Source organism: Marinobacter lipolyticus (assembly GCF_018424605.1).
GTDB lineage: Bacteria > Pseudomonadota > Gammaproteobacteria > Pseudomonadales > Oleiphilaceae > Marinobacter > Marinobacter lipolyticus_B.
Map to the genome: position 1 here is coordinate 1 of NZ_QTKT01000013.1, position 23,677 is coordinate 23,677.

Genomic DNA, 23,677 nt, shown 5'->3' on the forward strand with positions numbered 1-23,677 from the left:
GTCTGTTCCCCGTGTTTTTATTGCTTGGAAATACAAACCGACTCAAAGCAAAAATGCCCCGGACAATGTCCGAGGCATTTTGCTTGCCAGCCCAGGGGCTATGTAAATCGAGTTTTTACACAGCCTCCAACCGGCCCCCTTTTTTGACGTCACCACGGCAGTTCCGATCCATCCCAGCTCAGAAAGCAGCCGTTATGGCGTTCCTCCAGCCCGTTCATCAAGGTGACCAGGTGAGCAGCCGTCTCGCTGGCGGTATGCACCTGCAACTGGGCCAGTGACCTGGAGAACGGCTCACTCAGCGGTGAGCGAGTCGTGCCAGGGTGCACGGCGACGCAGGCCAGCGGCCCACTGCGCCGGGGCAGTTCCACCGACAGGGTTTTCACCAGCATATTCAGGGCCGCTTTCGAGCTGCGGTAGGCGTACCAACCGCCAAAGCGGTTGTCGGTGATCGACCCGACCTTGGCGGAAATCGCCATCACGCGTTTGAACTGGCGGTGCTGCAACCAGGGCAGCAACGCGCTGACCAGCAGCGCAAAGCCGGACGCGTTCACCTGCAGAGCGTGACTCAACGCATCCGCTTCCAGCTCCTCAACGCGTTTTTCCGGAAACATCCCGCCGCCATGCAGCACGCCAGCGGCGTAAACGACCGCATCCAGCCCTTCTTCCGCCGGCAGTCTCGTCGCCAGTTCTGCGGCCACCGCGCTGGCGGCATCCGGTGCAGCCGCGTCCCAGGCCAGCAGGGTCATCCGCGGCGAGTGCGCCAGGTCTTCAGGCAGTTTCTCGGGCTGGCGACACAGGCCGAACAGCCGGACCCGGGGATCACGCTTCAGCAGCTCCCGCGCCATGTGGCTGCCGATGGCCCCGGAGACGCCTGCTATCAGTACTTTTTGCATCATCACCCTCCCACTCCTTGCACGTCTGTCCTGCCACGATTGACTCAAACGATAGTGTTGATACGAAAGCTTTTGCCATCAGACCCTCCTGCCCGGTGAACCGGCGAATTCAAACAGCCGTATGAAATGGGGCGATAACCACACAGCTGCACGTACCGGATAGGGCGAACAGCAACCAGAAGAACTTGCGTTGAGTTGAGGAGAACCATCCATGCAATACCAGGCTCCGGCGAATGACCTTCGCTTTCTGTTGTTTGACGTATTGGGCGCAGACCGGCTGCACGAACTGGAAAAGTACGCCGATGCCACCCCCGATCTGATTTCCGCGGTGATCGACGAGGCCGGCAAACTCGCCGCCGAGGTCATCCAGCCGACGAACCAGATCGGTGACCGCGAAGGCTGTCGTTACGATCCCGACACCCATGCCGTGACCACGCCGGAGTGCTTCAAGGAGGCCTACCGGAAATTCGTCGAGGGTGGCTGGACGGCACTGGATGCGCCGCTGGAATTCGGTGGCCAGGGTCTGCCCCACACACTGAAGTTCGTGGTGGATGAAATGGTCTGTTCCACCAACCTGTCACTGGGCATGTACCCGGGGCTGACCCACGGCGCCATCAGCGCCCTGCACGCGCACGGATCTGATGCGCTCAAACAGACCTACCTGGAAAAACTGATCTCCGGCGAATGGACCGGCACCATGTGCCTGACCGAGCCCCAGTGTGGCACCGACCTTGGGCTGATCCGCACCAAGGCAACGCCGAACGACGACGGTAGTTACGCCATCGAAGGCACCAAAATCTGGATCACCGGCGGCGAGCATGACCTGGTGGACAACATCGTGCATCTGGTGCTGGCCAAGCTGCCGGGCGCTCCGGATACCACCAAGGGCATCTCGCTGTTCGCGGTGCCCAAGGTCCTGCCGGAGTCCGGCGAACGCAATCCCGCCTTCTGTGGGGGGCTCGAGCACAAAATGGGCATCAAGGGCTCGGCCACTTGCGTGATGAACTTCGAAGGCGCCAAAGGCTGGTTGGTGGGCGAGCCCAACGACGGCATGCGGGCGATGTTCACCATGATGAACGAGGCCCGCCTGATGGTGGGCATGCAGGGCCTGGGACTGGCGGAAATGGCGTACCAGGAAAGCCTCGGGTTTGCCCGTGAACGTCTGCAGAGCCGATCCCTGAGCGGCCCCAAGAACCCGGAGGGCCCCGCCGACCCGATCATCGTGCATCCGGACGTCCGCCGCATGCTGATGCGCCAGAAGGTGCTGAACGAGGGCATGCGTGCCATGGCATTGTTCACCGGCCATCAACTGGACCTGTCCAGCGCGCACCCGGACGAAGCCGTGCGAGAGTCCGCCGATGATCTGGTGCAACTTTTGACCCCGGTGGTGAAGGCCTTCCTCACCGACGAGGGCTTCAACAACGCCAACACCGGGCTGCAGGTGCTGGGCGGTTCCGGCTTCACCACCGACTGGCCGCTCGAGCAGCTGGTGCGTGATGGCCGCATTGCCCGCATTTACGAGGGCACCAACGGTATTCAGGCGATGGACCTGGTGGGGCGCAAGCTGAGCCTGAAAGGAGGCCGGCTGGTGCGCACCCTGTTCGGCGTGATCAGCGGCTACCTGAAGGATAACGCCGACGCGCCGTATCGGGAAGAACTGAAAGGCGCCCTGAAGGCGCTGGAAAGCGCCACCCTGTGGCTGGCCAGCAACGCGCCGAAAGACCCGGAACAGGCCGGCGCTGCCGCTACCCCTTACCTGCGACTGATGGCGCTGACGGTGATCGGCTACCTGTGGTCGCGCATGGCCAACGTGGCCGGGCAGCAGCTGGCGGCCGGCGAGGGCAACACGCCGCTGCTGCAGGGCAAAAAGGTCTCTGCCCGGTTCTATTTCGAGAAACTGCTGCCGGAGGTGCACTGGCTGCTGGCCGACATTGAAAGTGGCAAGGACGCGATGATGGACCTGGAGGATGACCACTGGGCGGCGTGAGCTTAGCGGTGCTGGCCGGAAATGACCGGACATTGTCAGGATCTGACCTTCCGTCCGGTGATCGGCCGCCCGATAATGGACACGTTGATTAGTGTCTCTGAACTAGTCCTTGTTCAACTCCCCGTCGGGTTGAACACCTTGCTTACAAGCCACGCTCTGCGTGGCTTTTTTTATGCCCTCTGCCGGTTGCGGTACAATCCCCGTCTTTGCCCGTTACCGGAGATACCCCATGAATCCCGACGACTCTGCCCCCGACGGCCGTACCGCGGACGACTACGGCTTCCGCTTTGGCGGCATTGAACGCCTTTACGGCCGCCGCGCGCTGGAGGCCTTCCGTCAGTCCCATGTGGCCATTGTCGGGCTTGGCGGTGTAGGTTCCTGGGCGGCCGAGGCGCTGGCCCGCTCCGGCATTGGCACACTGACGCTGATCGATATGGACGATGTCTGCGTGTCCAACACCAACCGCCAGCTGCACGCGCTGGAGGGGCACTACGGCCGCACCAAGACCGAGGCCATGGCCCAGCGCCTGCAGGCCATCAATCCCCACGCCGATATCCGCGTGCATTTCGGTTTCCTGACGCTAAAAAACGTGTCCGATCTGATTGCTCCGGAGATGACCGGCGTGGTGGACGCCATCGACAGCGTGAAGGCCAAGGCCGCGCTGATCGCCCACTGTCAGCGGCGCAAGATTCCACTGGTCTGCGCCGGCGGTGCCGGTGGCCAGATGGACCCCAGCCAGATCCGCGTGGCGGACCTGAGCAAAACCACCCAGGATCCGTTACTCGCCAAGGTTCGTAATATGCTGCGCCGGGAGTATGGTTTCTCCCGCAACCCCAAGCGGCGTTTCGGCATTGAAGCCGTATACTCACTGGAACAGCTGACGTATCCTGCCGGTGACGGCGAGGTCTGCCTGCAGAAACCGGTAACCGATGGCCCGGTCCGTCTGGACTGCGCCTCCGGTTTCGGCGCCGCCAGCCCGGTGACCGCCAGCTTCGGTTTCTTTGCGGCGGCGCGGATACTGCACCGGATTGCGCGACGCACCACCCTCTAACTCAATGGATCTGACACCACTATGCCCGTGAGCACTGTCCTTCTTCTCGCCAGCATTGGCGTACTTTCGCTGTTCTGTCAGTGGCTGGCGTGGCGGGTGCGGATGCCGGCCATCCTCTTCCTGCTGGCCGGTGGTATCGCGGCCGGCCCGCTGCTCGGCTTCCTGGCCCCGGAGGCGGTGTTCGGCGACCTGCTGTTCCCGGTGATCTCGCTGTCGGTGGCCATCATTCTGTTCGAGGGCAGCCTGACCCTGCGCTATCAGGAAATCCGCGGCCACGGCAAGATGGTCCGCAACCTGATACCGGTGGGCTCCATCGTCACCTGCCTGATTGGCACACTGGCCGCCCGCTGGCTGCTGGACGTGTCGTGGGAGGTGGCCCTGCTTTTTGGTGCGATCTCGATCGTCACCGGGCCCACGGTGATTGCGCCTCTGCTGCGATCGGTCAGACCGGCGGCCAGGCTCGCCAACATCCTGCGCTGGGAAGGCATCATCATCGACCCGGTGGGTGCCCTGCTGGCGGTGCTGGTGTTCGAGGGCATTGTCTCCTGGGGGCAGGGCAACGTGTTCGGCCACTCCCTCTACATCTTCGGGAAGACGCTGGCCGTCGGCTTCCTGATCGGCGCCATCGCCGGCTACCTGAACGGCCTGGTGCTGAGAAAACATCTGGTGCCGCAATACCTGCATAACGCCGGCACCCTCACCTTCATGCTCGGCGTCTACGCCATTTCCAACGAGATGGCCCACGAATCCGGGCTGCTGACCGTGACGGTCATGGGCATCTGGATGGCTAACATGAAGCAGGTACCCATTGACGACATTCTGGAATTCAAGGAATCCCTCAGTGTTCTGCTGATCTCCGCGCTGTTCATCATTCTCGCCGCGCGGATCGAGTTTGCCGCCATCGCGGAGCTGGGCTGGGGTCTGGTGGGCGTACTGGCGGTGCTGATGCTGGTGGCCCGCCCCGTCAGCATATTCCTGTCGGCCATCGGCACCAACCTGAACTGGCGCGATAAGCTGTTCCTGAGCTGGATCGCGCCACGGGGCATTGTCGCCGCGGCGGTGTCCGCGCTGTTCGCGTTTCAGTTGCAGAAACTCGGGTACGACAGCGCCGGCGCCCTGGTGCCGCTGATCTTCATGCTGATCATTGCCACCGTCACCCTGCAAAGCCTGACGGCGCGGCCGCTGGCCCGGCTGCTCAAGGTCGCCGAGCCGGCGGCTTACGGCTTTCTCATTCTGGGCGCCAACCCGATGGCCCGGATGATTGCGATGGCGCTGAAGAAATACGAGGTACCGGTGACCCTGGCCGACACCAACTGGGAAAACATCCGCCAGGCAAGAATGGACAACATTCCGGTCTATTTCGGCAACCCGGTGTCAGAGCATGCCTCCACCCACCTGGATCTGACCGGTATCGGCAACCTGCTGGTGATCTCGCCGTACAAGCACATGAATTCCCTCGCCACCTACCATTTCCTCGACTGGTTCGGGAAAGATTCGGTGTTCACGCTCGCCGAGGGCGACCCCGACCAGAAGGCACGGCACCAGACCGCAGAAAAGATCCAGATGACCCGCGGCCTGTTTGACGGTGTCAGTTACGCCAAGCTGGCCAGCCTGGCCAGCCAGGGCTACACCGTGAAGACCACCCAGCTGAGCGAGGAATTCACCTACGACGCGTTTCTGGAGAAGCATCAGCACCAGGCACTGGTGCTGTTCGTGTTCAACGGCAAGGGTCACGTTACGCCGGTGCTGAACATGGAGGATCTGCAGCCGGAGACCGACTGGGCGCTGATCAGCCTGGTGCCGCCCCAGGCGTCGAAGGAACGAGGCCCTCAGCCCTGACGGCAGTCCAGCACCAGCTTGCCGCGCACATGGCCGCCTTCAAGCAGCGCATGGGCATCGGCCACGTCTGCTAAGGGAAAGGTCTGCTCGATGTGGACCTTCACATCGCCGTCCTCAATCAGTTCGGCGATCTCATCCAGATGGAACACGTCCGGCCGCACGGTCATGCCGTGGGCGCGCAGCCCCAGCTCTTCGGCGGCACTGATGATGTCGTCGGCGGTTACCGTCGGGATGGTGACCAGCACACCGTGCTCGCCGAGGGTGTGCAGCGAACGCTTGCCGGTTTCCCCACCGATCAGATCCAGCACCACGTCCAGCCCATAACACTCCTCGGCGACGTCGGTGGTGCGGTAGTCAATGACCTCATGCACGCCCAGCTCCGCGAGAAAATCCCGGTTCCCGGCCGAGGCGGTTGCCACCACATGAGCGCCCCGCTCAAGGGCAAACTGCACGGCGAAATGCCCGACGCCGCCAGCGCCGGCGTGGATCAGGATCTTCTGGCCGGATTCCAGCTTCGCCACCTCAAACAATGCCTGCCACGCCGTAAGGGCCGCCAGTGGCAGCGCTCCGGCAGTGACCAGATCAAGTTCTTCCGGAACAATCGCCACTTCGTCGGCCGCGGCGATCGCATACTGGGCGTAGGCTCCGCCGTCCGCCGGAAAGCCGATCATCCCCATCACCCGATCACCGGGGGCCAGCGTGGTTACCTCATCCCCGATCGCCACCACCTCGCCGGCCACATCGTATCCCGGCGTCCAGGGCAGGTGGGCTTCGATCTGACGGGCAGCGAAACCCAGGCCCTTGCGGGTTTTCCAGTCGATGGGATTGAGCCCGGCGCCATGCACGCGGATCAGTACCTGCCCGGCGTCAGGCTCGGGGATGGCGGAACGGGCGACCTGCAGTACATCCCGATCCCCGAAGCGATCATAGACCACATGGGACATAACGGTATCAGTGCTCTGATCAAGGGTAGTTTCCATGAAATTCTCCGGACAACGGGGGAAAAGCCTGCACGTTCATTCAGACTAGCAGATGTTCAGGGCGACGGCGCGTACCCGGCCGTAAAGTCAGCCCAGCACCGGGGCGGCGCCACCGGGCACCACCGCGCCGCCGAGAATCTCGCCAAAGGCCCGCGGCGCGCGGGCGGGTCGCTGGGATTTGAGGTCGACGCAGGCGTGGGTGGACACCGCCCGCACCAGCGTCTTGCCATCGGCCACCCGCACCAGCTGAAACTGCCGTGATGACCGGAAGCGGCCATCGTAACCGGTAAGTCAGGTGCCCAGAATCAGCCGATCGCCGGTATTGGCCGCCGCCAGATAGTCGATCTCGGTGCGGGTAATGGCCATCGCCTTGCCGGTTTCCTCGTGCAGTTCCCAGGTCATCCCCAGACTCTCAATATGCGCCCAGCTGACGTCCTCAAGCCAACGCACGTAGACCACGTTATTGGCATGACCCAGCCGATCGGTGTCCTCGGCCCTGACTTCAATCTCGATGGTGTAGGGCGAAGGCAGATCCCAGTCGATGTTGTTGCGATGGCCACTCATGGTTCAATCTCTTCCAGACCCGGTATGGCCTGCAACGGTAGCCGTCCGATGCGGTCGTTGTGAAGTGAACCAAAGTATAGGTGCTCGCCATGGGGGTTAACCGAGGTGATCTCCTGCAGGTGGCTACCACGGGTGTCATGAAGGCTGGTGATGACCTTGCCGCCGGCATCAAATGCCAGAACCAGCCCGTACTCCTGTGGCTCCGGCTGGAAGGAGTCGGGCAGCTTGGCCAGCAGATCCTTGAGCCACGGCTGTCGGTGCAGGGCATCCACCTGAGGGTTGCGGAGCGTGGGAAACGCCACCCAGTAACGCCCGGCGGCATCCACCGCGAGGTTGTCCGGAAACCCCGGCAGGTTGTCGGCAAAAACCTCCGCCTGCCCTGCTTTCGGGCCAGTGAGCCAGTATTTCAGAATGCGGTACTTCCAGGTTTCGTTGACCAGCACGTAATTGCCCTTGGGCGAGACCGCCACGCCATTGGCGAAGTACAGGTTCCGCAACAGGGTCTCGGTACGCCCGGTGCCCGGGTCGTAGCGCAGCAGACGCCCATGGGGGCGCATCTCCAGCAGGTCCAGCACGTAATCGGGCTGCTCGAAACGGGAACTGGCGTCGGTGAAGTAAATGCGGCCGTCCGGGGCGATGTCCACATCGTCGGTGAAGCCGAAGGGCAGCCCCTCGGATTCCCGTGACAGCAGGCTGACGCCGCCGTCCGGAGCAATCGACAGCAAGCCCTTCCAGGCGTCCGCAACAATCAGGTTGCCGCCGGCGTCAAACACCATTCCCAATGGGCGGCCGCTGGTGTCGAGCCAGTTCTCCACCCGGCCGTTTGGCCAGACCCGGACAATCTTGCCGTCCTGAGTACCGGTGTACAGAACACCGTCGGCACCCACTGTGGTGTCTTCCGGGCCGTAGACCTGCCCGCGTGCCAGCAGGTCGGCAAGGCGCAGGCGTTCATTGGGTGCCAATTTTCCGGTCAGAGCCGGCGGCGGAGGTGCATCCCAGGCCGTGCTGTCCACGGGCGAGGGCGACAGCAGGAAGCTCCCCAGCAGCACGAATCCGATCAGCAACAGCCCCAACAACCACTTCATATAACCCGTCCGTTCCAACAGCGATGATGAGCTTACCTTAGCAGACACTCGCCCCTGGCTGCACCGCCACCGGGGCCGGAATCACGGTTTCAGAAAGCGGCGGCAGAGCGCGGCAAAGGTGTCGGCCTTCTCGGCGTGCAACCAGTGACCGGTGCCCTCAATAATCCGCAACTCGGCGGCGGGGAACAGGCGGCGAATCTCATCCCGGTGTTTTTCCTGGATATAGGCAGATTCGGCCCCCTTGAGAAACAGCACCGGGCCCTCGAACGGACGCTCTCCCTCGGGCGCCAGCGCCAGCTTCGGGTAACAGGCTTCAATCACCGGCAGGTTAAGGCGCCAGCGGAACACCTGCCCCCCTTCACGCCGTTCATCGGCGGGCACCCGCTCCAGATTCTTCAACAGAAACTGGCGAACCTGCGGCATCTCGACATGCTCGGCCAGTGCCTGGTCTGCCTCCTGGCGACTGGTGACGGCGTGCAGGTCGAGTGAGCTGAGCCCCTCCAGGATGGCATCGTGGCGAGGCTGATAGCTGACCGGCGCAATGTCCGCCACGATCAGCCTGTCGACACGCTCCGGAGCACGCAGGGCCACCTGCATGGCCGTTTTGCCGCCCATGGAATGGCCGAGAATTGCGGCTTTCTCCAGCCCCCGGGCGTCCATGTAGGCAAGGACATCGTCGGCCATGGCGGGGTAGTCCATGGTCTCGGTATGGGGAGACGTGCCATGGTTGCGCTGATCCAGGGCGTGCACCTGCCACTCATCCTCCAGGCGCCGGGCAATGCCCCCGAGGTTGTCCTGGGACCCGAACAGACCGTGCAAAAGAATCAGCGGCGTGCCTTCGCCGGTAATGCGATGATTCAGCTCAACACTCATGGGCTCTTGTCTCCGGAATCAGGGTTGATGGCGGTAATCCGACGGATACATTACCACTGCTGGGAAGCGGGGCAAGACCGGGGCAGTCACTGTAGCACCGGCAGGCACAAAAAAACCGGGGAGATCCCCGGTTCAAGGTCAGCAGCTTACGGTTCGCTGTTCAGCAGTAATACATGCTGTTCAGATACTCGGCAAGCGCGGCGCAGTTGCGACGCTCCAGCTCGGTATGGGGTACGAAGATTTCACGTTCCATATTACACCTCCTCAATGATCACGGACGCATTGCTTCAACCTGATGGGATAATGCTATCGTTATTGACGTGGCAACCCTTTGACAGGCTGTCCCACTTGCTTGACATTTTGTACCAGTGATCATGACAGGCTGGTAACAACAGGACCCATGACCGTGAACCCAATGCCGGCTGACGCCCCTAACACGCCTTTGGTCGCCGCATCCAGCACTCTGGCGCTGGTGCATTACCTCGATCGCCGGGGCGTGCTGAACCGCGATCAGGTCGAACCCATCATCGGCACCAGTCTGGAAGCTCTGGCAGACCCGGATCTGCGGCTGCCCGCCGAGCAGCACTACCGCCTCTGGGAATATGCCGAACGCGTCACCGGCGACCCCGCCGTCGGCCTGCATGCGGGCCAGGTGGTGGACCCCGAACGCATGGGCCTGGTGGGCCACGTGTTCTTCAACTGCGACACCCTCGGGGAAGCGGTTACCCAGTACGTGCGGCTGCATCGACTGATCAACGAATCGGTTACCCTGAGCTTTCAGCAGACCGGGGACCTGGCCATTCTTGCCTGGCAACCGGACAGCCCGGACCTGTATTGCCGCCAGGACATGGACCGGACCCTGGCCGCCGCCCTCAGCCGCACCCGGCACTTCATTCACCCGGCCATTACCGCGCAGTGGGCCGAGATCGCGCACCCGGAGCCCTCCTACGCGGGGGAATACGCGTCTCTGCTGGGCGGCCCGGTCTCGTTCAACTGCGGTGCCACCCGCCTGGCCTTCAGCAGCCGACATCTGAGCCACCCGATTCCTCACCGCAACCCCTATGTCTATTCCGCGATGCTCAAGCAGGTCAACGGTCTGCTGGCGCGTCTCCAGACCCGGCGCACCTTCGGCCGGAAGATTCGCCGGCTGATCTCCCGCCAGATGTCCACCGACCGCATTGACGCCGACACGCTGGCACGACAGTGCCACATGAGCCGCCAAACCCTGTACCGACGCCTTAAGAAAGAAGGCCTCGGCTTCCACGAACTGGTGGAACAGGTGCGCAAGGACAAGGCGTTGCGCTACGTGGCCGCCGATCACTATGCCCTCGGCGAGATTGCCTTCCTGCTGGGCTTTTCCGAACTCAGCGCATTCAGTCGCGCCTTCAAACGCTGGACCGGAATGGCACCCGCCCAGTATCGTGCCCGCCACCTTGCCGGCGAATCCGCCCCGACACAGGACTGACCATGCCCGAACCCACCCTTATCGCCGTTGCTGTTGGTCTGCTGTACGCAACGGCTTTCGCCTGCATCTATCGCATCCTGCTGTCCTATCGCACGGCCCAGGGTGCCATTGCATGGATCATCGGGCTGTTGGCCCTGCCCTACCTCTCGGTGCCGATGTTTCTGTTGTTCGGACGCAACCGGTTCGGTGGCTACGTGCGGGCCCGGCGGATGGGCGACGCGGCGCTGACGGAGCTGCTCAACCGCTTCGAGCAACAAGCCACCTCGATTTCCCACGCCGGCAACGAGCATTTCAGTGATGAGCTGCAGGTGCTGTGCAAACTCGGACGCCAACCGTTCACCAGCAACAACGCCTGCAACCTGCTCCGGGATGGCGAAGCCACCTTCGATGCGGTGTTCGAGGCCATGGAAAACGCCCGGCGCTACATCCTGCTGGAGTTCTACATCGTGCGCTCCGATAAGGTCGGGCAGCGCATCAAGTCCATTCTCAAGCGCAAGCTCGCTGAGGGCGTCGAGGTGTGGTTCCTGTACGACGACATCGGCAGCGTCGGGCTGCCCCGCACCTACCTGCGGGAACTGGCCAGCGCCGGCGCGAAGGTGGCGTCCTTTGGTGATGGCAACATCCGCCGCCGCCGTTTCCAGATCAATTTCCGCAACCACCGCAAACTGCTGGTGTGCGACGGCCACACCGGCTTCGTCGGCGGCATCAACCTCGGCGACGAATACCTGGGCACCGCAATGGATCAGGAGCCCTGGCGCGACACCCACTGTCAGATTTCCGGCCCGGCGGTGATCGGCCTGCAGCTGGCCTGGCTGGAAGACTGGAACTGGGCCAGCAGTGAATTCCCGGACCTGAACTGGCAACCCGACCTGCCGGTCCCGGGTGATGAGGAAGTATTGATTCTGCCCACTGGCCCGGCGGACACCTACGAGACCTGTGCACTGTTCTTTCTGAATTGCATCAACAACGCCCGCACCCGTATCTGGATTGCCTCGCCGTACTTCGTGCCGGATTTCCAGATCATGAACGCCCTGCAGCTGGCGGCGTTGCGGGGCGTCGACGTGCGGATAATCATTCCCGAAAAATCCGACAGCTGGCTGATCAAGATCGCGGCCTACTCCTACCTTGTGCAGGCGTGCCAGGCCGGCGTCGGCATCTACCGCTACCAGCCGGGCTTCATGCACCAGAAAGTGATTCTGGTGGATAACCGTTATGCCGCTGTGGGCACCGCCAATCTCGACAACCGGTCGATGCGACTGAACTTTGAAATCACCGCCATTAACACCGCCGGGACATTCGTGTCCGCGGTTGAGTCCATGCTTGAGGAAGACCTTGCCAGCACCCGCCTGATGACCGAACGGGATTACCGGGACCGGTCGCTGGCTTTCCGCCTGGGGTGCCGCGCCGTGCGCCTGCTGGCCCCTCTGCTCTGAGCAACCCCGGCCCCGGGCGTTTTCCCGATGGCGATAATGTGAGAGTATTCCCGGAACCCCGGCCCGCCATGCAGTAACGAAGCAGAACCATGACCACATTCAAGCCCCGAGAAACGCTGACCGAACAGGTTGCGCGCCACATCGAAAACCTTATCGCCTTTGGCCAGTTACGCTCCGGTGAGCGCATCTACGAAAGCGCCATGGCCAAGCAGATGGACGTCAGCCACGGCTCGATCCGCGAAGGACTGCTGTTGCTGGAGAAGCGTCACCTGGTGCGCAACGTGCCTCGTAAAGGGGCTTTCGTGACACCCCTGGACGAGCACTTTGTACGCAGCCTGTACGAGATTCTGGAGTTGTACCTGACGCACACCGGCCGGAAGCTGGCACGCCAGTGGCAGCCCGACGACATGGCCAGGCTTGAATCGCTGTTCGGGCGCATGAAGGACTGTTATCAGCGCAATGAGCTGATGGGGTTTCTGGAACTCGGGATCGAGTACACCCAGGCCTCTCTCGCCTACGCTGACAACTACTTTATTGTGTCGGCGATCGGTGACCTGTGGCCGTCGGCCCGGCGTTGCGCCTTCGTGGCCTTCCAGAGTGGCGGTAACCAGGTGCTTGAGGACAATCTGGCGCACATGGACGAATCGATTCAGGCCATCAAGGAGCGCGACGAAGACCATCTTGCCATGATCCTCAAGCGCTTCGCTGACCAGCAGTGCCAACAGGTACTCTCCGCACTGGCCCGGAGCCAGGGCCAGCGCAGCGGTTCAGTAGAATAGCTGGGTAAACGAAAAGCCGATATTCAGGTACGCGGTCCAGTTGTCTTCGTTGTTGTAGGCGGTGGCCAGCTGCACCGGCCCCAGGAAAGTATCCACGCCGGCGAACACACTCCAGGAACGCACCGTGTTGTTCCAGCTGGCATCCTCGAAAGACGGCCAGGCATTACCGGTCTCGAAGCCGGCGCCGGCAAACCAGGGCACGAACGGGCCCCCGAACTCCTGACTGGCAAACACCGAGGCCATGGCGGCATTGGCGCCGGTGATCTCGCCCGGCGCATAGGCGGAAAGCCGGCGGAAGCCACCGAGCCGGATGGCGTTCTCGATACCCGGTTCGCCGCGGGTGACCACGTGGGCGTACAACAGCCCGGTCACCGTGAAGTCCCGCCAGCTGCCGGTACCCAGCCCCATGCCGGTGACCGCATCGAACCGCCGGTCGGAACCCAGCCCTTCCCGTTCTAACTGCCCACGCAGGCCGGCAAAGCCACCGGACTGGGGATTAAAGATATCGTCCAGCGAGTCGTGCACCAGTTGCAGGCTCAACCCGCCCTGATGGATCGCCCCGGAGGGCGCCACCGATTCTCCGACCTGCTCATCCACCGTGGCGAAACCACGGTAATAGCCCAGCCGCACATCGCCGTTGCCTCCCAGTTCCATGCCCAGCGCCAGATCCAACTGGCGGAAGGTGACGTCTACCTCGGCACTGCGCTCGCCGTCGTCATCAAACACCGTGAAGCTGTCCCGGGTGTATTCCGCGCCGCTAATGAGAAAGCGCTGGTAACCGTAATCCAGCGGCTGGAACCATTGCGTGCGAACATAGGGCTCGGTGCCCAGCTGAAGACCGGTCTGCCACTCGCCCCCGAGGGCGTTGAGCTCGGTCATGCGCACCGCCGCACCCACATTGAAGCGGGTTTCACTGTCAAAGTTGTCTTCGTAGTTCAACCCGAACGACAGGTAATTGGGCCCCCAGGACTTCTCCTGCACCTGCACCGTCAGGACCGTTCCCTGATCTGACGGCGACTGGGAATAAGACACCGTTTCGTAGTAGCCGAGCCCGTAGATGCGCTTGAGATCTTCCTCGAGAACCTCCACATCCAGCTCCTCACCAACCTGCTGGCGAATCCGCGACCGCAGGAATTCCCCCGCCAGCCGGGAGTCCTGCTCAACGCGGATATGAGCGATCCTGCCCGGTGAATAGGCGCTGGCGTCGACACGGGCACGGAACTGTTGCCAGCGCGACTCGTCAACGCCCAGGTGACGAAGCTCGCCCGCAAGATTCCGGGCAGAGGTGGCGCCCAGCTCAAACAGGATCGGGGCCTCGTAAAAGTCGGCGGACGAACGGCCCTCAAGATCCGGACGGATCAGCACGTCACTCTCCTGCAGCCGGTCGAGTTGATACTCGGTGTTCATCCGCGTCATCAGGGTGGTGAGCTGCCCCACCACCGAGAGCGCTTCCTGCAGGTCTTCGGCTTTCAGCAAAGGATCGGTGATGTCCACCGCGATCACCACATCGGCCCCCATCTCCCGCGCGACCGTTACCGGCAGGTTGTTGGCGATGCCGCCATCGATCAGCAACCGGCCATCCCGCTCCACCGGCGCGTATACGCCCGGGATGCTCATACTGGCGCGGATGGCCTCGGACAGATTACCGTCACTGAGCACCACCTGCTCACCGGTCTCCAGATCGGTGGCAACCGCGCGAAAGGGAATCGCCAGGTCGTCGAAATCTTCCACCAGCGCCGCACTGCGGGTCAGTTCGTTCAGGATAAAACCCAGGTTCTGGCCAGCGATGATGCCGCCCCCCAGCTGCAGGCCACCCGCGCGAACCCCGATACCGGGCACCACCGGAAAGCGCCAGTCCTCCTGTTTTCGTCGCACCGGTTTGTAGGCGCGGCCGGGATCGTCCTGGAAGCTGGAGATCCAGTCCAGCTCGATGAAGCGCTGTTCAATTTCACTTACCGGCATACCGGTTGCGTACAGCGCCCCCACCGCCGACCCGGCACTGGTGCCGACAACCAGATCCACCGGGATACGCATCTCCTCAAGCACCCGCAACACCCCAACATGGGCCATACCCTTGGCGCCACCGCCACTGAGCACAAGGCCTACGGTGGGGCGCTCCTCGAATGGCCGGTCATCGGCGGGAGCAGCAATAACCGAAGGCGTCAGTAACGGGACAACACCCGCCAACAGCAACACGAGTCTGAGCAAAGGAGAGATCCTGCCGTTACGTTACGACTCACCACGGACGTCATCGTCCGCCAGTGACAGATGGGAGACATCGGGGACCACCGGCGGCGGCACATCACGTTCCACGCCCAGGTCGGTACCCGCAGGCGCGAGTGTCCATTCGTCCAGATGCTGGAACATGGGCGCCTGGACTTCCTGGTGTTCGGCCAGGGTCACCCCGACCGGATCCAGCGACAGCCCGGAGCCCGCCAGGATTGCATCCACCTTTTCTCCGGCCACCGGCAGGCGCTCTCCTGGCTCTGCCTCCGGTGAACGGGCCGATTGACCGCTGCTGGCCGGTTGCGGTGAGGCAGCGGCACGGGGCGGCTCCGCCTGGCCCGCAGTTTGCGATGCAGACGGTGGCGCAGCGGCCCGTTCAGCATCCGCCATCACCTGCACATACGCCACCATACCGTGGCGCGCCAGCACCGCACGGTATTTCTCGGCCTGATCCTCTTCGAGTTTGTTGCGGATAACCACCGGCTGACCACTGAACATGCGCTCAATCTGCGCGGCGTTGGCCTTGAACAGCGTTCGTGCATTGGTGCGAGCAACTTCAGGATCGGTTCCCGGCGCGCATTCGCCCTTGAAGACAAGCTGGAACATGGGACTGCCTCTTACTGAATCGGTCGTTGTTCATGATAGTTGATCCGGCATGACCGGGGAAACCTGCGGCACGCTGCACATTTTTTACACAAACTGCAAACAATTGAAAAATTCGCGATTCAGGCCACGCAAACTCCCCCACACTCTGCAATAATCCCTGTAACGCTAGGTTACATTCGGTTACACAGAGTATTCAAAGCTCCAGGGAGCGGCCTTCATGCCTGCACGATCCACATCATTCGCCTTCGCTTTGCTGTCAACGCTGGCCGCCTCGGCCGCGCAGGCGGAAAATCTGGACGTGCTGATGAGCCAGGTGTTCAATAACGGCCAGGCCACCTACATTGGCTATGAAAGCGTCGAGCGCGAGGACATTCCCGCGTCGTCGCTGGTTGATCGCAAATACCTGATCGTCGACTTCCGTTTTCAATCGCAGCCGCCGGAAGAGCAGCTTCAGGCCAGCGTTCACAAAGTGTGCATGACGCTGCTGAAGAACCGCGACCTGATCCGCACGCTCTCCGATTCCGGCTACGACATGGTTTCCGTGGCGTTTGATCGCCGGTCCCAGTTCGATTGCCTGTAACCGCTGTTACGAATCACGCCCCAGCAAACGGGGAAACGCCTCCAGCGCACTGTTGACCGCATCCAGATTGAACGCCTCTACGTCGGTCAGCAGTTTCTCGCCATAGCGGGTGACCGAGGGTGAACGGAAACGTTCGCCCCAGGCCAGCACCCGGCTGGCGAAATCGCGCATCTGCTCAGGGTCTCCGCTTGCTCTGACGGTTTCCCACTCATCACCGAAATCTCTCGCCAGCTGTTCCTGCAGCCACCCGCGCTCCTGCATGCTGAGAGTCTGGGCCAGCAGTCGCTCTGACTCTTCCGGCGCACCATCCTCCTCGGCCTGCTCCACCGTGGCCTCGACCCGCGGCAGCGTCACCGTAAAGGTGGATCCGCGCTCCGGCTCGCTTTCCACCAACAGCTCACCTCCCATCATGCGCGCCAGCTTGCGGCTGATGGCCAGGCCCAGCCCGGTGCCACCGTAGCGACGGCTGCTCTGGCCCTCCTGCTGCTCGAAGGCATCGAAAATCCGCTCCAGCTGGTCGGGCTGAATGCCAATCCCGGAATCCTGCACCGTCACTTTGAGCTGGTAGAGTTTGCGGCCGTCGTCGCCCTCATCACCACCCTTGCGCCCGGCAATGGGCGTCGCAATGGCGCGCACGGCAACGCCACCTTCATGGGTGAACTTGATGGCGTTACCCACCAGATTGAACAGCACCTGACGCAGACGGGTTTCATCCAGCATCATCGCCGCCGGCATTTTCGAATCCACGCTGACCTCCAGGGTGATGCCCTGCTCCCGTGCACGGAGATCAAAGATATGGCGCACGTCACTCAACAGCCGGCGCACCGACACGGCGGTGTAGTCGAGCCGCATCTTGCCGGCCTCAATACGGGACAGATCCAGAATGTCGTTGATCAGCATCAGCAAGCTGCGGCTGCCGGCGCGAATGGCATCGAGGTAGTTGCGCTGCTGGGGGTCGGTCACGCTGTTGCTCAACAGGTCACTGTAGCCGATGACCGCGTTCATCGGCGTGCGGATTTCATGGGACATATTGGCGAGAAACTCACTCTTGGCGAGGCTGGCTGCCTCCGCTTCCCGCGCCAGCCGCTCCGCTTCCAGCTTGGCCGCACGCAGTTCGTCCTCGCTGCGGCGCAGGGCGTTCTCCGATCGGATACGCTCATCCACCTCGCGGGAAAGTTTGCGGTTCCAGTACAGGAAGATCAGCACCACCACCAGCGCGATGCCCACCACGCGGCGAACAACGGTGTAATCGGTTTGCTGCTCGATATCCAGATGAATCCAGCGGTTATAGATCGACTCCGACTCCACCGCATCGATACTGCCCAGCGCCTTGTTGAGGATGCGCTGGAGTTCCGGTCGGTCCTTGCTGACCGCCAGGCTCAGCTCGTACTGGTAGGGTGTGATACTGGTGATGCGCAGGTTGGACAGGCCGAGGCGCGCCACGGTGTAACTGACCGCCGGAATGTGGGTCACCATGACATCCAGGTCGCCATTGGAAAGCGCCAGCAAGCCTTCCTCCACCGTATCCATCGGGTAGATATCCAGATCCGGGTGGTTGATCAGCAGGTAATCGTGGGCGGCGTGACGGTTCACCACGCCGACACGTTCCGCCCTCAGTTCCCGCAGGTCGCCGATGAAACGGCCATCGTCCCGGATCACCAGGGCAATGGGGACCGACAGATACGCGCGGGTGAACAGGAAATCCTGGCTGCGCCGGGGCGTCTTGCTGAACGCCGGCAGGATGTCCACCTCCCCGGCCTGCAGGCGCTCCTCGGCGTCGAAAATGTCCGTAGCCTGCTCCCGCGCAAAGCGAACATTGAGCTGGGTTTCCAGCCGCGACACCAGATCCGGCACCAGCCCGCTGGGCCGCCCCTCCTGGACGAATTCGAAAGGCGGCCAGTCGCTGCGGAACGCCACCTTTAGATCGGGATTGCGACGCAGCCAGTCCTGTTCTTTGACCGACAGACTGATGCCGTTCTCCTGCACCTGCGGCATAGCCGTCTGGAGCCAGGATTGCCGGATGGTGCGGTGCTCGTTGTGGCTGATTGCACTCACCGCCCGATTGAGCACCCGCAGCAACTGATCCCGCTCAGCACTGACTTCGAGCAGCACGTCCACCGGTTGCTGGTCGAGCAACAGCGCCAGGCCGATGCCGTTGATCATGGCCGATTGCAGATAATCCGACACCACCGGCAACGGCCCGACAAAGCCGTCGGCCTGCCCGGACAACACCATGCTCACCGCTTCACTGATACTGGCGACCGGCACCGGGATGAAATTCTCGACCGGGTCCAGCAGCGGGTACTGGTTGCCGTCCTCGGCAATCAGCGCCACCCGGCTGCCTTCAAGATCGGAAAGCTTACGAATTCCGGCGTCACCGGCACTGACAAACAGGCCATAGGTCAGACTCATCAGCGGCTCGCCCGTGGCGCGTCCGGCCGGGTCGGGCTGCTGTGCACCGCGCGCCACCAGGCGGGCGTCCAGATCGCCGCTGGCGAGCAGCTCGTCAATCGTCGCCTGGCTGCCCGCGACGGGCGTAATCGCCACACCCAGCTTCTCCGCAAGCCGCTGCAGATAATCGATGTAGATGCCGGCCAGCTCGCCATTGCCGGTATCAAACACCAACGGGATCTGGCCACCGGCCACGCCGACCCGGAAACCGTCCTGCTCCGCCACCCAGGCCAGGTCATCCGCGCCAAGGACCGGCGCCGGTGACGTCTGCGGCGGGTCCGCCAGCGCGGGCGCGGCAAACTGGCAACACAGCAATATCAACACACCCTGTAACACGGCCTTCACTGGATATCCTCGACGGTTCCGCTAAAGTTCAGGAAACAATACCTGCAAATTTCCCCGATTTCATACCAACAGCACTGACCGACGGAGGCGTTCGCCATGGATACCAGCAAGCACACTCTCAACACACTGTTCGAACAGCTCGGTCTTGCCTCGGACAACGCCGCCATCGACGACTTTATCGCCCGTTACTCTCCGCTTCCGGCCGACATTGCCCTTCAGGATGCGCCCTTCTGGTCACAGAGCCAGTCTCAGTTTCTGGAGGAAGGGCTGGAAGAGGATTCCGATTGGGCCGAGATCATTGACGAGCTCGATGCCCAGATGCGTCACTGACAACCCGGCTTATTGGTTGTCGTCGGGATTACGCCCTCCGCGACGCCGCGACCGGGGGTGGCTCTGATCGTAAACCCGTGCCAGATGCTGGAAATCCAGATGGGTATAAACCTGGGTGGTCGCAATGTCCGCGTGGCCCAGCAGCTCCTGAACCGCGCGCAGATCGCCGCTGGACTCCAGCAGATGACTGGCGAACGAATGCCGCAGCATGTGCGGATGCAGGCGCTGCTCAGCGCCCTTCACCACACCCCAGCGGCCCAGCCGCGACTGGATACTGCGATTGCTCAGCCGGCCACCACGCTGACTGACGAACAGCGCCGGCTCCGACTCCTGCGCGACGGCGGGACGGACCGCGAGCCAGGCGCCCAGGGCCTCAAGCGCCTTGCGGCCCACCGGCAGCACCCGCTCCTTACCACCCTTGCCCAGCACCCGGACCTCGCCCCCCCGGGCATCCACGGCGTCCAGGTCCAGGCCAGCCAGTTCTGACAACCGCAGTCCACAGGAATACATCAGCTCGAACATGCTCAGATCACGAACTTCCAGGGGGTCATCGGCAGGGGCATTGAGCAGTTGATTGAGCTGATCCACGTCCGCCGCCCGTGGCAGGCGCCGCGGGGATTTTGGCGCACGAATGTCCAGTGCGGGGTTGTCCTGCACCAGCTTCTCTCGCAGCAGGAACTGGTAAAACCGGCGAATGGCGGACAGGTGCCTGGCGATGCTGCGACCGCTGATGCCGTCCCGGCTCAGTGAGGCCACGTAGCGGCGCAGATCGTGTCCGCTGACCCTCGCCCAGCTGGCCTGCTCGCCCGCCAGCAACCATTGGCCAAAGCGCTGCAGATCGCGCTGGTAGCTGTCGCAGGTGCGGGGAGAATGCCGCTTTTCAGAGGCGAGGTGAACAATAAATGCGGTGAGCGGAGCCGCCAGGGGTTCCGTCAGCTCCGCAGAATACCCGGCCGCGGTCACGCTTAGCGGGACTCGGCAATTACACCAGCCACAGGCGCCGCACTGGTATGACGCTGCACCATCGGAGGCAGCAGGCGGCTGAGGGTGTCGCTGATGTAAGAGAGAAACAGCGAGCCCATGCTCTGATCAAAATACCCGGGCTCGCAGCTGCCCACCGCAAACACCCCCACCAGACCGTCACTGCGCAGAGGCACCAGCGCCACCGAGGCGATCGGTTCTTCGCGATCAGGAAACAGGAACGAACGTTCCGACTCCCGGAACTGGCCACACACCGCGCGGGCGCCGTCCAGCAGGCTGCCAAGACGCTCCTTGGCCTGCTCCGGCGAGACCACATGCAGGGCACCCTGGGAGGTAACCGGCAGATCGACGTCGGTGAACAGCAACACCGAGGCCGCGTCCAGCCCGAAATCCCCGCGAATGCTATCGTCGATGGCGGCGGCCATGTCGTTGAGGTTGCGGGCTTCGATCACCTGCATCAGCAGGCGCTTGCTCTTCTCGAACAGACGGTCATTGTGGCGGGCGATCGACACCAGCTCCACCAGTTCCCGCCGCAGCGTATCGCGCTGTTCACGGAACAGGTGAACCTGACGCTCCACCAGGGAAATCGCGCGACCGCTGTCGTGGGGCAGGGTCAGACTGCGCAGCAGTTCGTCCTGATCCAGGAAGAAATCCGGGTTGGCGCGCAGGTAATCCGCAACCTGCTCACGGGTGAGCCCGCCGGCCTTCTGCTGGGCCGTTTGTTCTGTCATGCTGCTCTCCTGCTCGTCAGGCTTTTGTTTTTGGCGGTCGGCTGCCTTTGCGGCGACGTCCCGGATTGTCTCCGGGCAGGCGAAGCTGGCCCTCAAACACGGTGGCCGCAGGCCCTTCCATCATAACAGGGGTCCCTTCGCCCTGCCATTCGATGACCAGCCGTCCGCCACGCAGTTCGATTTCCACCCGCGCATCCAGCAAACCCCGCAGGCAACCGGCCACCACCGCGGCGCAGGCGCCGCTGCCACAGGCCAGGGTTTCGCCGGAGCCCCGCTCAAACACCCGCAGGCGCGCATGGCCGCGGTCAATCACCTGCAGAAAACCGATGTTGGCACGGGCGGGAAAACGGGGGTGGGCCTCCAGCTTCGGACCCAGCGTTTCCACCGCCGCGGTGTCGACGTCGTCCACCAGCAGTACACCGTGGGGGTTGCCCATGGAGACCGCACTGAGCTCCACGGTCTGGCCGTCCACTTCCACGGTGTACACCGCTTTGCGACGGTCGGCGGCAAAGGGAATGGCGGGGGGGTTGAGCTCCGGCACCCCCATGTTCACCATCACCAGACCATCGCGCCCCACCCGCAGCTCGATGACCCCCTTGGCGGTCTGAACCCGGATGACCCGCTTGTTGGTGAGGCGCTGGTCGCGGACAAAACGGGCGAAACAGCGGGCGCCATTGCCACACTGCTCCACTTCGGACCCGTCGCTGTTGAAAATACGGTAGCGGAAATCGACATCCGGCAGCCCCGGCGGCTCGACCACCAGTAGCTGATCGAAACCGATGCCGAAGTTACGGTCCGCCAGCTCACGGATCATCTCCGGGCGCAGGCGGAACGGCTGGCTGATGGCGTCCACCACCATGAAATCGTTGCCCAGGCCGTGCATTTTGGTAAACCGCATTGCCGGCCCCTGCCCCCGCCGTGACGAACTGTTGTCATCCATTCTGGCCATGTCCGCGCTCATTCCGGCAGGCAGCTTTCGGGACCCAGCTGGTCTTCCAGGGTTTCGCGACGACGGACCACATGCACCTGATCGCCGTCCACCATCAGCTCCGGCGGGCGGTTGCGGCTGTTGTAGTTGGAACTCATCACGAACCCGTAGGCGCCGGCCGAGCGGACGGCCAGCAGGTCACCGGCCTGCAGTCGCAGAGAGCGGTCCTTACCGAGAAAGTCCCCGGTCTCACAGACCGGGCCCACCAGATCCCAGGCTTTCTCCTCGCCACTCTGGTGCGGCACCACGGGTATGATCGCCTGCCAGGCGCTGTAAAGTGCCGGCCGGATCAAGTCGTTCATGGCCGCATCGATGATGGCGAAATTACGGTGCTCGGTGCACTTCAGAAACTCCACCCGGGTCAGCAGGATGCCGGCATTGGCAGCAATCGAGCGCCCCGGCTCCAGCACCAGTTCAAGATCCCGCTCACCCAGACGCTCCGCCAGTGCGCGAACGTAGTCCGATGGCTGCGGCGGCTGTTCGTGGTCGTAGGTCACCCCCAGGCCACCGCCCATATCCAGATGGCGAATGGCAATGCCCTGTTCCGCCAGTGCATCGATCAGCGACAGCACCCGGTCCAGCGCGTCGAGAAACGGCGACACGGTGGTGAGCTGGGAGCCGATGTGGCAGTCCACGCCAATGACCTCCAGGTTGGGCATGGCCGCCGCGCGGGCATACACCTCTGGCGCTTCGGTAATATCAATACCGAACTTGTTCTCTTTCAACCCGGTGGAAATGTAGGGGTGGGTACCGGCATCAACGTCCGGGTTGACCCGCAATGACACCGGGGCGCGCCGGCCCAGTTCACCGGCCACGGCATTGAGGCGATCCAGCTCGGTATCGGATTCCACGTTGAAGCAGCGCACACCGGCTTCCAGGGCCCGCTTCATTTCCCATTCCTGCTTGCCCACGCCCGAGAACACCACCCGGGCGGGATCGCCGCCGGCACGGATGACGCGCTCCAGTTCGCCGGCGGAGACAATATCAAACCCGGCGCCCAGGCGCGCCAGCACATTGAGTACCGCCAGGTTGCTGTTGGCCTTGACGGCGTAACATACCAGGTGCGGGCGCCCGGCCAGGGCCTCATCGTAGGCGCGATAGTGGCGCTCGAGAGTGGCGCGGGAGTATACGTACGCCGGGGTGCCGAAGCGCGCGGCGATGTCGGCTACCGGTACGTCTTCCGCGTACAACTGGCCGTTACGATAATTGAAATGATCCATGGGTATCCTGATTCTGTTGGCGGGCGATGATTCAGCGTGCGCTGGCGTCGCCATCCTGACGACGTTCCGGATCACTGCTCCGGCTGGCCTCCACGGCTTCGTTTGCTGTCTGCTGCGGCGCTTCCCGGTACAGCGGGCCTTTCTGCCCGCAACCGGCCAGCACGCCGATCAGCACCAGCCCGACACTCACTGTTCTCCATGCCCGCATGGCATCTGCCTCTGTTTTCGATATGGGCGCAGTATACCTGACTCAACGGCCGGCCGGCGAGG

General features: G+C 62.9%; 20 protein-coding genes and 1 pseudogene. 8 read left to right on the plus strand and 13 right to left on the minus strand.

What is annotated here, in order from left to right:
* Positions 1 to 149 precede the first annotated feature (149 nt).
* Complete coding sequence (locus tag DYI22_RS15205; RefSeq protein ID WP_213478996.1) at positions 150 to 893, minus strand: SDR family NAD(P)-dependent oxidoreductase; 744 nt, start codon at positions 891 to 893, stop codon at positions 150 to 152.
* Between the two features lie 211 nt (positions 894 to 1,104).
* On the opposite strand from DYI22_RS15205, the gene DYI22_RS15210 reads away from it, so the two are divergent.
* The 3 genes from DYI22_RS15210 to DYI22_RS15220 all read left to right on the plus strand — a co-directional run bounded on the left by DYI22_RS15210 (position 1,105) and on the right by DYI22_RS15220 (position 5,770).
* Positions 1,105 to 2,880, plus strand: coding sequence for an acyl-CoA dehydrogenase C-terminal domain-containing protein (locus DYI22_RS15210; protein ID WP_213478933.1), 1,776 nt, complete (start codon positions 1,105 to 1,107; stop codon positions 2,878 to 2,880).
* A 229-nt stretch (positions 2,881 to 3,109) separates the two neighbouring features.
* Positions 3,110 to 3,931, plus strand: a complete 822-nt coding sequence (gene tcdA, locus DYI22_RS15215) for a tRNA cyclic N6-threonylcarbamoyladenosine(37) synthase TcdA (protein WP_213478934.1) — start codon at positions 3,110 to 3,112, stop codon at positions 3,929 to 3,931.
* Positions 3,932 to 3,952: 21 nt separating this feature from the next.
* Entirely contained in the window at positions 3,953 to 5,770 is a 1,818-nt protein-coding gene (locus tag DYI22_RS15220) for a cation:proton antiporter (RefSeq protein WP_213478935.1), read from the plus strand.
* On the opposite strand, the gene DYI22_RS15225 is transcribed toward DYI22_RS15220, so the two are convergent.
* The 4 genes and pseudogenes from DYI22_RS15225 to DYI22_RS15240 all read right to left on the minus strand — a co-directional run bounded on the left by DYI22_RS15225 (position 5,761) and on the right by DYI22_RS15240 (position 9,272).
* Positions 5,761 to 6,750, minus strand: coding sequence for an NADP-dependent oxidoreductase (locus tag DYI22_RS15225; RefSeq protein ID WP_213478936.1), 990 nt, complete (start codon positions 6,748 to 6,750; stop codon positions 5,761 to 5,763). The genes DYI22_RS15220 and DYI22_RS15225 overlap by 10 nt on opposite strands.
* Positions 6,751 to 6,837: 87 nt before the next feature.
* Positions 6,838 to 7,314: pseudogene (locus DYI22_RS15230) on the minus strand (acyl-CoA thioesterase).
* A complete protein-coding gene (locus DYI22_RS15235; RefSeq protein ID WP_213478937.1) occupies positions 7,311 to 8,399 on the minus strand; it encodes an SMP-30/gluconolactonase/LRE family protein in 1,089 nt (362 codons plus the stop codon). Before DYI22_RS15235 ends, DYI22_RS15230 begins: the two are co-directional and overlap by 4 nt.
* A gap of 81 nt (positions 8,400 to 8,480) precedes the next feature.
* A complete protein-coding gene (locus tag DYI22_RS15240; protein ID WP_213478938.1) occupies positions 8,481 to 9,272 on the minus strand; it encodes an alpha/beta fold hydrolase in 792 nt (263 codons plus the stop codon).
* 400 nt (positions 9,273 to 9,672) lie between these two features.
* On the opposite strand from DYI22_RS15240, the gene DYI22_RS15245 reads away from it, so the two are divergent.
* The 3 genes from DYI22_RS15245 to DYI22_RS15255 all read left to right on the plus strand — a co-directional run bounded on the left by DYI22_RS15245 (position 9,673) and on the right by DYI22_RS15255 (position 12,949).
* Positions 9,673 to 10,737 (plus strand): AraC family transcriptional regulator, encoded by a 1,065-nt coding sequence (locus DYI22_RS15245; RefSeq protein WP_213478939.1) that lies wholly within the window; start codon positions 9,673 to 9,675, stop codon positions 10,735 to 10,737.
* A gap of 2 nt (positions 10,738 to 10,739) precedes the next feature.
* Positions 10,740 to 12,170 carry a cardiolipin synthase gene (cls, locus tag DYI22_RS15250; protein WP_213478940.1) on the plus strand — a complete coding sequence of 477 codons (1,431 nt, stop codon included), beginning with the start codon at positions 10,740 to 10,742 and terminating at the stop codon, positions 12,168 to 12,170.
* 89 nt (positions 12,171 to 12,259) lie between these two features.
* Entirely contained in the window at positions 12,260 to 12,949 is a 690-nt protein-coding gene (locus DYI22_RS15255; protein ID WP_213478941.1) for a GntR family transcriptional regulator, read from the plus strand.
* Here the strand turns inward: DYI22_RS15255 and DYI22_RS15260 are convergent.
* Both DYI22_RS15260 and DYI22_RS15265 read right to left on the minus strand, forming a co-directional pair.
* Positions 12,938 to 15,019 (minus strand): patatin-like phospholipase family protein, encoded by a 2,082-nt coding sequence (locus DYI22_RS15260; protein WP_213478997.1) that lies wholly within the window; start codon positions 15,017 to 15,019, stop codon positions 12,938 to 12,940. The genes DYI22_RS15255 and DYI22_RS15260 overlap by 12 nt on opposite strands.
* A 159-nt stretch (positions 15,020 to 15,178) precedes the next feature.
* A complete protein-coding gene (locus DYI22_RS15265; protein WP_213478942.1) occupies positions 15,179 to 15,781 on the minus strand; it encodes a hypothetical protein in 603 nt (200 codons plus the stop codon).
* Positions 15,782 to 15,998: 217 nt separating this feature from the next.
* Here DYI22_RS15265 and DYI22_RS15270 point away from each other — a divergent pair, with 217 nt between their 5' ends.
* Positions 15,999 to 16,361 carry a hypothetical protein gene (locus DYI22_RS15270; RefSeq protein ID WP_213478943.1) on the plus strand — a complete coding sequence of 121 codons (363 nt, stop codon included), beginning with the start codon at positions 15,999 to 16,001 and terminating at the stop codon, positions 16,359 to 16,361.
* A 6-nt stretch (positions 16,362 to 16,367) separates the two neighbouring features.
* Here the strand turns inward: DYI22_RS15270 and DYI22_RS15275 are convergent, their stop codons facing one another.
* Entirely contained in the window at positions 16,368 to 19,148 is a 2,781-nt protein-coding gene (locus tag DYI22_RS15275) for a transporter substrate-binding domain-containing protein (protein WP_323132930.1), read from the minus strand.
* A 105-nt stretch (positions 19,149 to 19,253) separates the two neighbouring features.
* On the opposite strand from DYI22_RS15275, the gene DYI22_RS15280 reads away from it, so the two are divergent.
* The gene (locus DYI22_RS15280) at positions 19,254 to 19,487 is read left to right on the plus strand and encodes a DUF2789 domain-containing protein (RefSeq protein ID WP_213478945.1); all 234 of its coding nucleotides are present in this window, start codon (positions 19,254 to 19,256) and stop codon (positions 19,485 to 19,487) included.
* Positions 19,488 to 19,496: 9 nt separating this feature from the next.
* Here DYI22_RS15280 and xerC read toward each other — a convergent pair whose 3' ends face one another.
* The 5 genes from xerC to lptM are packed head-to-tail and all read right to left on the minus strand — an operon-like array spanning position 19,497 to position 23,615.
* Entirely contained in the window at positions 19,497 to 20,450 is a 954-nt protein-coding gene (gene xerC / locus DYI22_RS15285) for a tyrosine recombinase XerC (protein WP_213478946.1), read from the minus strand.
* A gap of 2 nt (positions 20,451 to 20,452) precedes the next feature.
* Positions 20,453 to 21,199: a DUF484 family protein gene (locus tag DYI22_RS15290; protein ID WP_213478947.1), complete on the minus strand. Its 747-nt coding sequence runs from the start codon at positions 21,197 to 21,199 to the stop codon at positions 20,453 to 20,455.
* Positions 21,200 to 21,215: 16 nt separating this feature from the next.
* The gene (dapF, locus tag DYI22_RS15295; RefSeq protein WP_213478948.1) at positions 21,216 to 22,097 is read right to left on the minus strand and encodes a diaminopimelate epimerase; all 882 of its coding nucleotides are present in this window, start codon (positions 22,095 to 22,097) and stop codon (positions 21,216 to 21,218) included.
* Between the two features lie 59 nt (positions 22,098 to 22,156).
* A complete protein-coding gene (gene lysA / locus DYI22_RS15300; protein ID WP_213478949.1) occupies positions 22,157 to 23,407 on the minus strand; it encodes a diaminopimelate decarboxylase in 1,251 nt (416 codons plus the stop codon).
* A 31-nt stretch (positions 23,408 to 23,438) separates the two neighbouring features.
* Complete coding sequence (lptM, locus tag DYI22_RS15305; protein ID WP_213478950.1) at positions 23,439 to 23,615, minus strand: LPS translocon maturation chaperone LptM; 177 nt, start codon at positions 23,613 to 23,615, stop codon at positions 23,439 to 23,441.
* Positions 23,616 to 23,677 lie beyond the last annotated feature (62 nt).

Excerpts from the sequence above, each read along its gene's own strand:
- DYI22_RS15210 (WP_213478933.1), top strand. The coding sequence starts at position 1,105 with ATGCAATACCAGGCTCCGGCGAATGACCTTCGCTTTCTGTTGTTTGAC.
- DYI22_RS15235 (WP_213478937.1), bottom strand. The coding sequence starts at position 8,399 with ATGAAGTGGTTGTTGGGGCTGTTGCTGATCGGATTCGTGCTGCTGGGG.
- DYI22_RS15280 (WP_213478945.1), top strand. The coding sequence starts at position 19,254 with ATGGATACCAGCAAGCACACTCTCAACACACTGTTCGAACAGCTCGGT.
- DYI22_RS15205 (WP_213478996.1), bottom strand. The coding sequence starts at position 893 with ATGCAAAAAGTACTGATAGCAGGCGTCTCCGGGGCCATCGGCAGCCAC.
- DYI22_RS15260 (WP_213478997.1), bottom strand. The coding sequence starts at position 15,019 with ATGGCCCATGTTGGGGTGTTGCGGGTGCTTGAGGAGATGCGTATCCCG.
- DYI22_RS15255 (WP_213478941.1), top strand. The coding sequence starts at position 12,260 with ATGACCACATTCAAGCCCCGAGAAACGCTGACCGAACAGGTTGCGCGC.
- cls (WP_213478940.1), top strand. The coding sequence starts at position 10,740 with ATGCCCGAACCCACCCTTATCGCCGTTGCTGTTGGTCTGCTGTACGCA.
- lysA (WP_213478949.1), bottom strand. The coding sequence starts at position 23,407 with ATGGATCATTTCAATTATCGTAACGGCCAGTTGTACGCGGAAGACGTA.
- DYI22_RS15225 (WP_213478936.1), bottom strand. The coding sequence starts at position 6,750 with ATGGAAACTACCCTTGATCAGAGCACTGATACCGTTATGTCCCATGTG.
- DYI22_RS15240 (WP_213478938.1), bottom strand. The coding sequence starts at position 9,272 with ATGAGTGTTGAGCTGAATCATCGCATTACCGGCGAAGGCACGCCGCTG.
- lptM (WP_213478950.1), bottom strand. The coding sequence starts at position 23,615 with ATGCGGGCATGGAGAACAGTGAGTGTCGGGCTGGTGCTGATCGGCGTG.
- DYI22_RS15220 (WP_213478935.1), top strand. The coding sequence starts at position 3,953 with ATGCCCGTGAGCACTGTCCTTCTTCTCGCCAGCATTGGCGTACTTTCG.
- DYI22_RS15245 (WP_213478939.1), top strand. The coding sequence starts at position 9,673 with ATGACCGTGAACCCAATGCCGGCTGACGCCCCTAACACGCCTTTGGTC.
- DYI22_RS15270 (WP_213478943.1), top strand. The coding sequence starts at position 15,999 with ATGCCTGCACGATCCACATCATTCGCCTTCGCTTTGCTGTCAACGCTG.
- dapF (WP_213478948.1), bottom strand. The coding sequence starts at position 22,097 with ATGCGGTTTACCAAAATGCACGGCCTGGGCAACGATTTCATGGTGGTG.
- tcdA (WP_213478934.1), top strand. The coding sequence starts at position 3,110 with ATGAATCCCGACGACTCTGCCCCCGACGGCCGTACCGCGGACGACTAC.
- DYI22_RS15290 (WP_213478947.1), bottom strand. The coding sequence starts at position 21,199 with ATGACAGAACAAACGGCCCAGCAGAAGGCCGGCGGGCTCACCCGTGAG.
- DYI22_RS15265 (WP_213478942.1), bottom strand. The coding sequence starts at position 15,781 with ATGTTCCAGCTTGTCTTCAAGGGCGAATGCGCGCCGGGAACCGATCCT.